Below are 12602 nucleotides of genomic sequence, written 5' to 3'. Positions count from 1 at the left end.
CGGCAGGCCACAAGCATTTTCTGGATAGGTTGGGCATGAGCGATAGCGATAGCGTAGAACTTTTCACCGATGGCGCCTGCAAGGGCAACCCCGGCCCGGGCGGCTGGGGGGCGTTGCTGGTGTGCAAGGGCGTTGAAAAAGAACTCTGGGGTGGCGAAGCCAACACCACCAATAACCGCATGGAGTTGATGGGGGCGATTCGGGGTCTGGAAGAGCTCAAGCGTTCCTGCGACGTGCTGCTGGTGACCGACTCCCAGTACGTGATGAAAGGCATCAACGAATGGATGGACAACTGGAAGAAACGCGGCTGGAAAACCGCTGCCAAGGAACCGGTGAAAAACGCTGACCTGTGGAAGCTGCTCGATGAGCAGGTCAATCGCCATAACGTTACCTGGAAGTGGGTGCGCGGCCATATCGGCCACCACGGCAACGAACGCGCCGACCAACTGGCCAACCGTGGGGTGGATGAAGTGCGCGGCTACAAACAATCCTGATTTCACCCGTCCTACGCTGACCGCGTGCACCTGCAATGGTGTGGGTGTCTGCAATCCCCTGTAGGAGCTGCCGCAGGCTGCGATCTTTTGATCTTTTGATCTTTTGATCTTTCGCTTGGGACTCAAGTGGACCTGGAAAGATCGCAGCCTCGTTTCACTCGACAGCTCCTACCCAGCTCCTACCCAGCTCCCCGACTGTGTCCGGCAAAAGGATCTGCCAGACAGACGCAACCCTGCCGGTCATTGGCTGGCGCGCGTCATGGTCCGTGAGCGTGTTAATATCGCCGCTTTTGCCCGAATGACCCGTTGAGAGCTGACCCCTGATGGCCAACAGATCCGTTGTACTCGATACCGAAACCACCGGCATGCCGGTGACCGACGGCCACCGGATTGTCGAAATCGGTTGCGTCGAGTTGATCGGTCGGCGCCTGACCGGTCGGCATTTCCATGTCTATCTGCAGCCGGACCGGGAAAGTGATGAAGGCGCCATTGGCGTGCACGGCATCACCAACGAATTCCTGGTGGGCAAACCGCGTTTCGCTGAAGTGGCCGAAGAATTCTTCGAGTTCATCAAGGGCGCGCAGCTGATCATCCATAACGCGGCGTTCGACGTCGGCTTCATCAACAATGAATTCGCCCTGATGGGGCACAAGGATCGGGCTGATATCACTCAGCACTGCACGATCCTCGACACCCTGATGATGGCCCGTGAGCGCCACCCCGGGCAACGCAACAGCCTCGACGCCTTGTGCAAGCGGTATGGCGTCGACAACTCCGGTCGTGAGCTGCACGGCGCCTTGCTCGACTCGGAGATCCTCGCCGACGTCTACCTGACCATGACCGGCGGCCAGACCAGTCTGTCCCTGGCCGGTAATGCTTCGGATGGCAATGGTTCCGGCGCAGGGGCGGACAACTCCGCCACCGAGATCCGCCGTCTGCCCGCCGATCGCCAGCCGACCCGAATCATTCGTGCCAGTGAAACCGATCTGGCCGAACATCTGGCGCGGATGGAAGCAATTGCCAAGTCTGCCGGAGCTCCAGCGCTTTGGGTGCAGTTGGCTGAGGCCAGGGGTTAATCCTGCGGTGCTGACTGTGGCGAGGGAGCTTTCTGTGGCGAGGGGGCTTGCCCCCACTCGGCTGCGCAGCAGCCGCAAAACCTGTGAATGCGGTGTTCCTGGCGAAATGTGATTGCAGGTTTCAGGGCCGCTTCGCGACCCAGCGGGGGCAAGCCCCCTCGCCACAGGAGCTTCAACCCTCTACCCTGAAGTCATTGGCAGGCTGCGGTCTGCCGTCTCAGGACACCCGCCCCATGTATAAAGACTTGAAATTCCCCGTCCTTATCGTGCACCGCGACATCAAGGCCGACACCGTCGCCGGTGATCGGGTCCGCGGAATCGCCCGGGAGCTGGAGCAGGAAGGCTTCAGCATTGTTTCTGCGGTGGATTACACCGAAGGCCGCCTGGTGGCCTCGACGCACCACGGTCTGTCCTGCATGTTGATTGCGGCCGAAGACGCCAGGGAGAATACTCACCTGCTACAGAACATGGCCCAGCTGATCCGCCTGGCCCGGGTCCGTGCGCCGAACCTGCCGATTTTCGCCCTGGGCGAGCAGGTGACCCTGGAAAACGCCCCGGCCGATGCCATGAGCGAGCTCAATCAGCTGCGCGGCATTCTGTACTTGTTCGAAGACACCGTGCCGTTCCTCGCCCGCCAAGTGGCGCGCGCCGCACGCAACTACCTTGATGGCCTGTTGCCACCGTTTTTCAAGGCGCTGGTGCAACACACCGCCGATTCCAATTATTCCTGGCACACTCCCGGGCATGGCGGTGGCGTGGCCTATCACAAGAGCCCGGTGGGGCAGGCATTCCATCAGTTTTTCGGGGAAAATACCCTGCGTTCGGACCTGTCGGTCTCGGTGCCAGAGTTGGGCTCGCTGCTCGATCACACCGGTCCCCTGGCTGAAGCCGAGGCCCGCGCAGCGCGCAATTTTGGCGCCGACCATACGTTTTTCGTGATCAACGGCACCTCGACGGCGAACAAGATCGTCTGGCATTCGATGGTCGGGCGCGACGATCTGGTGCTGGTGGACCGCAATTGCCACAAGTCGGTCCTGCACTCGATCATCATGACCGGGGCGATTCCGCTGTACCTGTGCCCGGAACGCAATGAGCTGGGGATCATCGGGCCGATTCCGCTGAGCGAATTCAGCCCCGAGTCGATCAAGGCCAAGATCGATGCCAGCCCGCTGACCAAGGGCCGGCCACCCAAGGTCAAGCTGGCGGTGGTCACCAATTCCACCTACGACGGCCTGTGCTACAACGCCGAGCTGATCAAGCAGACCCTGGGCAACAGCGTCGAGGTCCTGCACTTCGACGAGGCCTGGTACGCCTACGCGGCGTTTCACGAGTTCTTTGCCGGGCGTTACGGCATGGGCACTTCGCGCAGCGCCGACAGCCCCCTGGTGTTCACCACCCATTCCACCCACAAGTTGTTGGCGGCGTTCAGCCAGGCCTCGATGATCCACGTGCAGGACGGCGGCGCACGGCAGCTGGACCGTGACCGGTTCAACGAAGCCTTCATGATGCATATCTCCACTTCGCCGCAGTACAGCATTATCGCCTCGCTGGACGTCGCTTCGGCGATGATGGAAGGTCCGGCGGGGCGTTCGCTGTTGCAGGAAATGTTCGATGAGGCGCTGAGTTTTCGCCGGGCGCTGGCCAATCTGCGGCAACATATCGCTGCGGATGACTGGTGGTTTTCGATCTGGCAGCCGCCGTCGGTTGCAGGTATCGACCGGGTCATCACCGCCGACTGGCTGCTGGAGCCCGAAGCCGACTGGCATGGTTTTGGCGATATTGCCGAAGATTACGTCCTGCTCGATCCGATCAAGGTCACCCTGGTCATGCCCGGGCTGACCGCTGGCGGTGCCTTGAGCGAGTCCGGCATTCCGGCGGCGGTGGTCAGCAAGTTCCTCTGGGAGCGCGGTCTGGTGGTGGAGAAGACCGGGCTATATTCGTTTCTAGTGTTGTTCTCCATGGGCATCACCAAAGGCAAGTGGAGCACGCTGCTCACCGAACTGCTGGAATTCAAGCGCAGCTACGACGCCAACGTCAGCCTGGCGACCTGCCTGCCGTGCGTGGCGAAACAGGACATTGCGCGTTATCAGGGCATGGGCCTGCGGGATCTGTGCGACCAGTTGCATGCCTGTTATCGCAGCAATGCCACGGCCAAACACCTCAAGCGCATGTACACGGTACTGCCGGAGATTGCCATGAAACCAGCCGATGCCTATGACCAGCTGGTACGTGGCGAGGTTGAAGCGGTGTCCATCGACGCCCTGCAGGGACGGATCGCTGCCGTGATGCTGGTGCCGTATCCGCCGGGCATTCCGCTGATCATGCCGGGCGAGCGGTTCACCGAGTCGACCCGCTCGATCGTCGACTACCTGGCGTTCGCCCGCACCTTCGACAGCAGCTTTCCCGGCTTTGTCGCGGATGTGCATGGCTTGCAGCACGAAGACGAAGGCAATGGACGGTGCTATACCGTCGATTGCATAAAGGTTTGAGGACGTTTCCCGCCATGCGACCCGTGATCAATCCCCAATACCCTGGCTTGTCGGTGCGAGTGGCCGATGACGGCTTCGCAGCTTACATCTGGGGCAGTGACTTCAGTTTTGAGGTCAGTACCTATGCGGCGGCGCAAGTCGGTTTAAGCGTCGACCAATGGCCGGTGGAGAAAATCGCGCCTTATCGCAAGTGTTATGGCATCGACCCGGAGGAGTTCAAGAGTTATCGCGACGCCGCTGACAGCGCTATTTTCATGGCCTGGCTCGATGATCAGCCCGTGGGACATGTGGTGGTCAGCACCAATTGGAACGGTTATGCCCATATCGATGAGCTGGCGGTGCATGCCCCGGCGCGTCGCCATGGGGTGGCCAAGGCGTTACTCGACGTCGCACAGTTCTGGAGTCGCAAGAAGAAGTTGCCGGGCATCATGCTGGAAACCCAGAACAACAACCTCGGCGCCTGCCGGCTTTATGAGCGCTGTGGTTACGTGATCGGTGGCATCGATCACCTGCGCTATCGCGGGATCGACCCGCACACCGCCGAGGTGGCGATTTTCTGGTATCGGCTGTTTGAAAACCCACTGGAATGAGCCAGTGATCAACCCGCCAGCATCGCCGCGGCTTTCTCCGTGACAATCTCCAGCAGGGCCTGCAAGGCGGGGGAGGGCGTGCTGTCCTTGAGCCTCAGGGAATAGAGCGTGATCGGTACCGGCGGTGACAGTGGGCACACATCCAGGCCACCCGCGCGTGCGCCGAGAGCGGTAAAGGGATCGACGATGGCCAGGCCTTCCCCGGCCTCGACCATGCTGCGCATCATCTGATGGGTCTGCACCCGGATCTGGATCACCGGTGCCGGGCGCAAGGCTTGCAGCTTGCTGTCGAGCATCACGCTGAGCGGGTCATGACCTTCGAGGCCGACCATCGACTGGCCAGCCAGATCCTGCACGGACAGGTATTTTTGCTTGGGTTGCAGCCAGCCATGGGGGGCCAGCAGCTGCAGTTTGCCTTGCGCCAGCGCTTCGCAGTGCAGGTCGCCATGGTCCGGGTTGTGCAGGCTCAAGCCCAGATCGCTCTCGCGCAACAGCAGGCTTTTGACGATCTCACGGGTGGGCTGGCTGGCGAGGTTGCAGGGCACATCGGGAAAATTTCGCCGCAGGTTGGCGATGCTTTGCGGCAGCAGTTGCTGTGCCAGCGGGGGAGTGCAGATGATTCGCAGCGGCGGGGCCTGATATTGCTTCAGGCTGCTGGCCAGGCGCTGCAAAGGCTCGAACGCTTCGTAGACACGGGCGATCTCGATCTGCAGCTCTCGTGCTTCGCGGGTGGCTTGCAGCCGTCCGCGCACGCTGGCGAACAACATGAAGCCGAGTTGGTCCTCGGCATCGCGCAGAATCGCTTCAACCTCGGCCACCGATAGTTGCAGCAACTCGGCGGCAGTGCCCAGATGACTGGTTTGCAGCAGCGCCTGGATCACTTCGATATGACGTAAACGCATGCGTGAAGTCCATGTCCAGCGGGTGAGGGATTCAGTGACTGAATCCTAACCCAAGTCCGCGCATATGACTTCCGCTCATAACACGGGGTTATGAGGCGACGTAGGTTTCGGGTTCACGAGTGATGGTAACGCCCGACTGCTTCAACTGAAACTCGTTAGCATTCAGTTTGTCGACCCGATCGCCAATGGCCAGGCGATAGGTGATAACAGGTTCCGAGCCGGCCAGGCCATCGGACGACGGGGTGGATTCCTGGAACTCATGCACCGAATAGACACGGCCTTCCGCGTCTCTTGCATGGAATTGTCCAACGAGTACTGCTGCCATCTGCTTAGAACCTCTAGGGATAAATCACTCAATTTGCGGCTGTGTAGACCGTAGTTGGGCGCGGTAAGTTTTCCTGACGGAAAAAAATAGTCATGGGCAGCGATTCCTTGAAACAGGTCGGTTGTGATGCCGCCCGAATCATCTATAACTACAGGCTCCTATAGATAGAAAGTCGGGAATCCCTCAATGAGCAACGTCTACACGATTGCAGTGTTGGTCGGTAGTTTGAGAAAACAATCGATCAACCGCAAGGTCGCAATGGCATTGGCAGAGCTGGCGCCGGCCAATCTCAAACTGAATATCATCGAGATTGGTGATTTGCCGCTCTATAACGAAGACATTGATGCCGCACCGCCGGCAGCCTACAGCACTTTCCGACAACAGGTGAGCTCATCCGACGCGGTGCTGTTCGTGACCCCGGAATACAACCGCTCGGTGCCGGGTGTATTGAAGAACGCGATAGACGTCGGATCCCGCCCGTATGGCAAAAGTGCCTGGAGCGGCAAACCGGGTGCAGTGATCAGCGCGTCACCGGGAGCGATTGGCGGATTTGGCGCCAATCACCACCTGCGCCAGTCATTGGTCTTCCTCGATGTGCCGTGCATGCAGCAACCCGAAACCTATCTGAGCGGTGCCGGCTCCGCGTTCGACGACGCGGGCAAGCCTTCCGAGGCTGTCCGGCCGATCCTGCAGAAATTCATCAATGCCTACGGGGCCTGGGTCGAGCAGCACAAGAAGCACCGCTGAGGTCAATGGCCGCAGCAGGCTTCGCACATACTCGTAGCAGCTGCCGAAGGCTGCATTCGGCTTCGCACATACTCGTAGCAGCTGCCGAAGGCTGCGTTCGGCTGCGCAGCAGTCGTAATCCAGTCGCCGCGTTGCATCTGCTCCGCCGCGGTGGCAGGTTTTACGACTGCTGCGCAGCCGAACGCAGGCTTCGCCAGCTGCTACGGGCAGCCGAACGCAGGCTTCGCTAGTGCTACGGATCGACTTTCTGCTTTACTGAATATGCGAATATCCATATATTCGCCGCTCTCTGCATCAAGACGCTTGCCCCAGCCATGTTCGAAATACCCAGCCTCGTCGAGATCTTCAAATCCCTGGCCGATGAAACCCGCAGCCGGATCGCCTTGCTTATCGCGCGCGAAGGCGAGTTGTGCGTGTGCGAGTTGACTGCCGCGCTCGATCTGAACCAGCCGAAAATCTCCCGTCATCTGGCGCAACTGCGCGGCGCCGGCGTGCTGGCTGATCGGCGCCAGGGGCAGTGGGTGTTTTATCGCCTGCGCCCGCAATTATCCGAATGGGTCACGACGCTGTTGAAAGGCGCGCTGGAGGCCAGTAGTGCCTGGCTCGCCGCCGACTTTCAGCGCCTGCAGGCCATGGATAGCCGTCCTGTCCGTTGCTGCTGAACCATTCAAAAGAACACTTTTACACTTAACCAAGGCTGTTTTGAATGCTGATAGCGTTATCGATTTTCCTGCTGACCATTACCCTGGTGATCTGGCAGCCCAAAGGCCTGGGGGTTGGCTGGAGCGCGGTGTTCGGCGCGGTTCTGGCGTTGCTCGCTGGCGTCGTGCAGTTGAGCGATATTCCATTGGTGTGGCAGATCATCTGGAATGCCACCGGAACTTTCGTGGCGTTGATCATCATCAGCCTGTTGCTGGATGAGGCCGGCTTTTTTGCCTGGGCAGCCTTGCATGTCGCTCGCTGGGGGCGTGGCAGTGGGCGCAGATTGTTCGCCTTCATGGTATTGCTGGGGGCGCTGGTGTCGGCCCTGTTTGCCAATGACGGAGCGGCGTTGATCCTGACGCCCATCGTTATTTCAATGCTGCTGGCCCTGCGCTTTTCTCCGATGGCAACCCTGGCATTCGTGATGGGCGCCGGGTTTATCGCCGATACCGCGAGCCTGCCGCTGGTGGTGTCGAATCTGGTGAACATTGTTTCGGCGGACTTCTTCAAGATCGGTTTCAACCGGTACGCGGCGGTGATGGTGCCGGTGAACCTGGTCAGCGTCGCGGCCACCCTGGGGATGCTGATGTGGTTTTTCCGGCGCGACATTCCGCGCCGTTACGACCCGGATCAGCTGGAACAGCCTGAGCATGCCATTCACGACAAGCCGACCTTTATCGCCGGTTGGTGGGTATTGATGATTTTGCTGGTGGGTTGCTTCGCCCTGGAGCCACTGGGGATTCCCATCAGTGCCATCTCGGCGGTTTGCGCGGCTTTGCTACTGGCAGTCGCCGCCCACGGGCACAAGATTTCCACCCGCAAGGTGCTGAAAGAGGCGCCGTGGCAGATCGTGATTTTCTCGCTGGGCATGTATCTGGTGGTCTATGGCCTGCGCAATGCCGGGTTGACCGGGCACATCGCCGGTCTGCTGGACTGGTTTGCCGGCTATGGCATCTGGGGCGCGGCCATGGGTACCGGCTTGCTGACGGCATTGCTGTCCTCGATCATGAATAACCTGCCAACGGTGCTGATCGGCGCGCTGTCCATTGATGCCAGCCAGGCTGTTGGCGTGGTCAAGGAGGCGATGATCTATGCCAACGTCATCGGCAGTGACCTGGGGCCGAAAATCACCCCGATCGGCAGCCTGGCGACCTTGCTCTGGCTGCATGTACTGTCGCGCAAGAACATCCAGATCGGCTGGGGCTACTATTTCAAGGTCGGGATAGTGCTGACCGTGCCAGTGTTGCTGGTGACATTGGCGGCGTTGGCTGTGCGGTTGTCGGTGGGCAATCCTTAGACCGGGTTGCCCCCATCGCGAGCAAGCTCGCTCCCACATTAGATCTGGGTCAACCCACCATGGTGTGATCGACTCTAAACCTGTGGGAGCGGGCTTGCTCGCGATGAGGCCCTCAACAACAACCCGATTTCAACCTGACCCCGGCACATTCGGCCAAAGATCCGCCACCAGGAACAAGCGCTCGGCTTCTTCCCATTCGCCCGTGGCATTTTCTGTCAGGCGCACCATCAACTGCGCCGGTGCCTGGGGTTCCAGAGCGGCCAGCCAGGCATTTAACTGGTCGGCATCCCAGGTCTGATCGGGGGGATAATGCGCCGGTGCCAGCCAGGCATGGCGGGGCAGGGGTTGCCAACGTCCCGGTGGCTGTTCAACGACAAATCTCGACCAGTCGCGCTGGTGCAGCCAGCGGCCGCGCAAATGCTGCGGGTGCGCGCCGGCCGGCGACTGGGCCTTGCCTGGCCATGGATACAGCAGGTATCCGCCCAGCCACAACTGTGCACTGAACTGTTGGATATCCAGAGCGGCAAGGACTTCACGGCTTTCGGGGCGGGCAGAGATCGGCAACTGATGCTGGCTCAGATGCGCCAGTTTGCGGTCCAGCCGGTCATGACAACCGGGGCCGAGCCACTGCGCCGTGTCATGGCCATCGCCCTGTTGCGGCCCGAGATAGAGCTTGATCGCCAGTTCCAGGTGGTGCACGCCGTCGCGATCGCGCAGCAGCATGTCCAGTTCGCCAAGGGTGTGGCCTGCACGACGGATCGGCATATTGGCGGCGATCAATTCGATGCCAGGGGCGTGCTGCACGGCGAATTGCCACAGGCGCTCGTAATACAGGCCCAGACGACGGGTCGGGCCCAGAGCCAGCCAGTGGCGCAACGGGCTGCTGTCCTGATCCAGCTGTTCAAGCCACAGTGCAAGCTGTTCGGGCGCCTCTACCCAATCACTGCCGGCCAGCGGATGGCGCTGCGGCCACGGGGTTTCACTGAGCATCGGCGGCGCGAGGATGACCCATGCCAGGTCGCGCACCTCAGGGTGGCGCAACTGGCGGGGTAAACTGAGCAAGCCGGGGAACAGGATCATTCTGCGAGCATAGCCTATAAGGCTGTGTTCTCGATAAATCACCGGCGCGTCGGCCTGGCCGGAACACACCCTTGAAGTTGAAAGGATTTTGTCTGCGGGCGGCTTTCGCCCATAATCGTCCTTTTCGGCCCGTCCCAGAACTTCGCAGGAACCCCATGGAGCAATTTCGTAATATCGGCATCATCGGTCGCCTGGGCAGTTCCCAGGTACTCGACACGGTTCGCCGGCTGAAAAGGTTTCTGCTCGACCGGCACATGCACGTGATCCTCGAGGACACCATTGCCGAAGTCCTGCCAGGTCACGGCCTGCAAACCTCATCGCGCAAGATGCTCGGTGAAGTCTGCGACATGGTCATTGTCGTCGGCGGTGACGGTAGCCTGCTGGGCGCCGCCCGGGCGCTGGCCCGCCACAACATTCCGGTGCTGGGGATCAACCGTGGCAGCCTGGGCTTTCTGACCGATATTCGTCCCGACGAACTGGAAGTGAAAGTCGCCGAGGTGCTCGACGGCCACTACCTGGTGGAAAACCGCTTCCTGTTGCAGGCCGAAGTCCGCCGCCACGCCGAGGCCATCGGCCAGGGCGATGCGCTCAACGATGTGGTACTGCACCCCGGCAAGTCGACGCGGATGATCGAGTTCGAGCTGTACATCGACGGCCAGTTCGTCTGCAGCCAGAAGGCCGACGGCCTGATCGTCGCGACGCCGACCGGCTCGACCGCCTATGCGCTGTCGGCAGGCGGGCCGATCATGCATCCCAAACTCGATGCCATTGTTATCGTGCCGATGTACCCCCATACCTTGTCTGGAAGGCCGATTGTGGTCGATGGCAACAGTGAGCTGAAAATCGTCGTGTCCAAGGATATGCAGATCTACCCGCAAGTCTCCTGTGACGGGCAGAACCATTTCACCTGCGCGCCGGGCGACACCATCACCATCAGCAAGAAAGCGCAGAAACTGCGGCTGATCCATCCGCTGGACCACAATTATTATGAAGTTTGCCGGACCAAGCTCGGCTGGGGCAGCCGCTTGGGTGGTGGAGGCGACTGATGCTTGATCCCGCGCGTAGCTACGACCTGATCGGTGATGTGCATGGTTGCGCTCATACCCTTGAACATTTGCTCGACCAGCTCGGGTATAACAAGGTGGGCGGTACCTGGCACCATTCTTCGCGCATGGCGGTGTTCCTCGGCGATATCATCGACCGTGGCCCGCGGATTCGCGAAGCGCTGCATATCGTCCACGACATGACCGAAGCCGGGCAGGCGCTGTGCATCATGGGCAACCATGAGTTCAACGCCCTCGGCTGGAGCACCCCGGCACCACCGGGCAGTGGCAAGCAATACGTGCGCGAACACACCCCACGGCATGCGCGGTTGATCAACGAAACCCTGACCCAATTCGATCAGCACCCGGCGGACTGGCACGACTTCCTCCAGTGGTTCTACCAGATGCCGCTGTTCGTCGATGCCGGGCGCTTTCGGGTGGTGCATGCCTGCTGGGATGCCGGGCTGATCGGGCCGTTGCGGGCGCAATATCATAATGGCTGCATCGACGAACACTTCCTCCAGGCTGCCGCCGTGCCCGGCAGTTTTGCCTGCACGGTGTTCGATCGGCTGTTGCGCGGCACCGACATGCGCTTGCCCCACGGCTTGACCATGACCAGCGGCGACGGCCTGACCCGGGCATTTTTCCGCACCAAGTTCTGGGAAGACGACCCGCAAACCTACGGAGACATCGTGTTCCAACCTGACGCCTTACCTGAGCCGATTGCCCAGACACCGCTGTCGTCCATCGAGAAAAACACCTTGCTGCGCTATGGCGTCGACGAGCCGCTGTTGTTCGTCGGTCACTACTGGCGCAGCGGCAAGCCGGCACCGATCCGGCCGAACCTGGCCTGCCTGGACTACAGCGCAGTGCTCTACGGCAAACTGGTCGCCTACCGGCTGGACCAGGAAACCCGCCTCGATCCGCGCAAGTTCGTCTGGGTCGATGTCGAACGCCCGGAGGTCCTGCAATGAGTGCCGTCGCGGTGTTACGCCTGCCGCTGGCAGTCGATCTGAGCGGGTTCGTCAAACTGCTGCAGCGCATGCGGGTTCCCCATCGGGTCAGCGAAGAAGCCGGTGAGCAGGTGCTCTGGGTGCCGGACGCGATCAGTGAGGATGTCCGCTCACTGTATGAGCGTTTCCCTGCCGGCGATCCCGATCAGCAACTGGACATTCCCGACACCCAGGCCGCATTCCAGCGACCGGGTTTCGTCGAGCAATTGCGCCACAGCCCGGCGACCGCGCTGATCCTGTTGCTCAGCCTGATTGTTGGCGGCGTGACTATGCTCGGCGACAACCTTGATATCATGCGCTGGCTGACCTTCCTCGAATTTCGCATCATCGGCGAGTACATCCAGTTCACACCACTGGCCGACAGCCTCGCGGCGGGGCAGTGGTGGCGTCTGGTGACGCCGATGCTGATCCACTTCGGCTTCCTGCACCTGGCCATGAACGGCATGTGGTACTGGGAGCTGGGCCGGCGCATCGAAATACGCCAGGGCAGTATCAACCTGCTGGGCCTGACACTGCTGTTCAGCCTGGTGTCCAATTACGCGCAATATTATTTCAGCGGTCCGACCTTGTTTGGCGGGCTGTCAGGAGTGCTGTACGGGTTGCTCGGGCATTGCTGGATCTATCAATTGTTGTCGCCCAATCCGGCTTATCGCCTGCCCCGTGGGGTGCTGGTGATGATGCTGGTGTGGTTGCTGCTGTGTATGTCCGGGCTGATCTCGATGATCGGTTTCGGTGAAATTGCCAATGCGGCGCATGTCGGCGGGTTGCTCGTCGGATGCTTTACCGGTTTGTTGGGTGGCTTGTTCAGCCGACGTAAACTGGCCGTCTAAAAATTGCCGTATGA

The 12602-nt window shown here is 60.6% G+C and carries 12 protein-coding genes and 1 pseudogene; 10 read left to right on the top strand and 3 right to left on the bottom strand.

Going from position 1 to position 12602, the window contains the following annotated elements:
• The first annotated feature begins 35 nt into the window (after positions 1 to 35).
• From rnhA to F8N21_RS03885, 4 genes and pseudogenes are all read left to right on the top strand, one after another.
• Positions 36 to 494 (top strand): ribonuclease HI, encoded by a 459-nt coding sequence (gene rnhA, locus F8N21_RS03905; protein WP_150640872.1) that lies wholly within the window; start codon positions 36 to 38, stop codon positions 492 to 494.
• A gap of 323 nt (positions 495 to 817) precedes the next feature.
• Complete coding sequence (dnaQ, locus tag F8N21_RS03900) at positions 818 to 1570, top strand: DNA polymerase III subunit epsilon (RefSeq protein ID WP_150640871.1); 753 nt, start codon at positions 818 to 820, stop codon at positions 1568 to 1570.
• Positions 1571 to 1803: 233 nt separating this feature from the next.
• Positions 1804 to 4059: an arginine/lysine/ornithine decarboxylase gene (locus F8N21_RS03890; RefSeq protein ID WP_150640870.1), complete on the top strand. Its 2256-nt coding sequence runs from the start codon at positions 1804 to 1806 to the stop codon at positions 4057 to 4059.
• Positions 4060 to 4073: 14 nt separating this feature from the next.
• A pseudogene (locus F8N21_RS03885) lies at positions 4074 to 4692 on the top strand (GNAT family N-acetyltransferase).
• Here the strand turns inward: F8N21_RS03885 and F8N21_RS03880 are convergent.
• Both F8N21_RS03880 and F8N21_RS03875 read right to left on the bottom strand, forming a co-directional pair.
• Positions 4658 to 5551, bottom strand: coding sequence for a LysR substrate-binding domain-containing protein (locus F8N21_RS03880; protein ID WP_150640868.1), 894 nt, complete (start codon positions 5549 to 5551; stop codon positions 4658 to 4660). The pseudogene F8N21_RS03885 and the gene F8N21_RS03880 overlap by 35 nt on opposite strands.
• An 88-nt stretch (positions 5552 to 5639) precedes the next feature.
• A complete protein-coding gene (locus F8N21_RS03875; RefSeq protein WP_150640867.1) occupies positions 5640 to 5876 on the bottom strand; it encodes a hypothetical protein in 237 nt (78 codons plus the stop codon).
• 186 nt (positions 5877 to 6062) lie between these two features.
• Between F8N21_RS03875 and F8N21_RS03870 the strand changes: the two genes are divergently transcribed.
• From F8N21_RS03870 to F8N21_RS03860, 3 genes are all read left to right on the top strand, one after another.
• Entirely contained in the window at positions 6063 to 6623 is a 561-nt protein-coding gene (locus F8N21_RS03870; RefSeq protein ID WP_150640866.1) for an NADPH-dependent FMN reductase, read from the top strand.
• 314 nt (positions 6624 to 6937) lie between these two features.
• Positions 6938 to 7285 (top strand): metalloregulator ArsR/SmtB family transcription factor, encoded by a 348-nt coding sequence (locus tag F8N21_RS03865; RefSeq protein ID WP_150640865.1) that lies wholly within the window; start codon positions 6938 to 6940, stop codon positions 7283 to 7285.
• Positions 7286 to 7329: 44 nt separating this feature from the next.
• Complete coding sequence (locus F8N21_RS03860; RefSeq protein WP_150640864.1) at positions 7330 to 8622, top strand: arsenic transporter; 1293 nt, start codon at positions 7330 to 7332, stop codon at positions 8620 to 8622.
• A 129-nt stretch (positions 8623 to 8751) separates the two neighbouring features.
• Here the strand turns inward: F8N21_RS03860 and F8N21_RS03855 are convergent, their stop codons facing one another.
• Positions 8752 to 9702: a DUF1853 family protein gene (locus F8N21_RS03855; RefSeq protein WP_150640863.1), complete on the bottom strand. Its 951-nt coding sequence runs from the start codon at positions 9700 to 9702 to the stop codon at positions 8752 to 8754.
• Positions 9703 to 9857: 155 nt separating this feature from the next.
• Between F8N21_RS03855 and F8N21_RS03850 the strand changes: the two genes are divergently transcribed.
• Genes F8N21_RS03850 through F8N21_RS03840 form a run of 3 tightly spaced genes read left to right on the top strand, consistent with a single transcriptional unit; the run spans position 9858 to position 12588 of the window.
• Positions 9858 to 10748 carry an NAD(+) kinase gene (locus F8N21_RS03850; RefSeq protein WP_150640862.1) on the top strand — a complete coding sequence of 297 codons (891 nt, stop codon included), beginning with the start codon at positions 9858 to 9860 and terminating at the stop codon, positions 10746 to 10748.
• Positions 10748 to 11719, top strand: a complete 972-nt coding sequence (locus tag F8N21_RS03845) for a metallophosphoesterase (RefSeq protein WP_150640861.1) — start codon at positions 10748 to 10750, stop codon at positions 11717 to 11719. Before F8N21_RS03850 ends, F8N21_RS03845 begins: the two co-directional genes overlap by 1 nt.
• Complete coding sequence (locus F8N21_RS03840; RefSeq protein WP_150640860.1) at positions 11716 to 12588, top strand: rhomboid family intramembrane serine protease; 873 nt, start codon at positions 11716 to 11718, stop codon at positions 12586 to 12588. Before F8N21_RS03845 ends, F8N21_RS03840 begins: the two co-directional genes overlap by 4 nt.
• The last annotated feature ends 14 nt before the right edge of the window (positions 12589 to 12602 follow it).

It is taken from the genome of Pseudomonas fluorescens (assembly GCF_902497895.1).
Taxonomy (GTDB): Bacteria; Pseudomonadota; Gammaproteobacteria; order Pseudomonadales; family Pseudomonadaceae; genus Aquipseudomonas; species Aquipseudomonas fluorescens_BP.
This window is presented reverse-complemented; position numbering and strand designations above follow the sequence as displayed.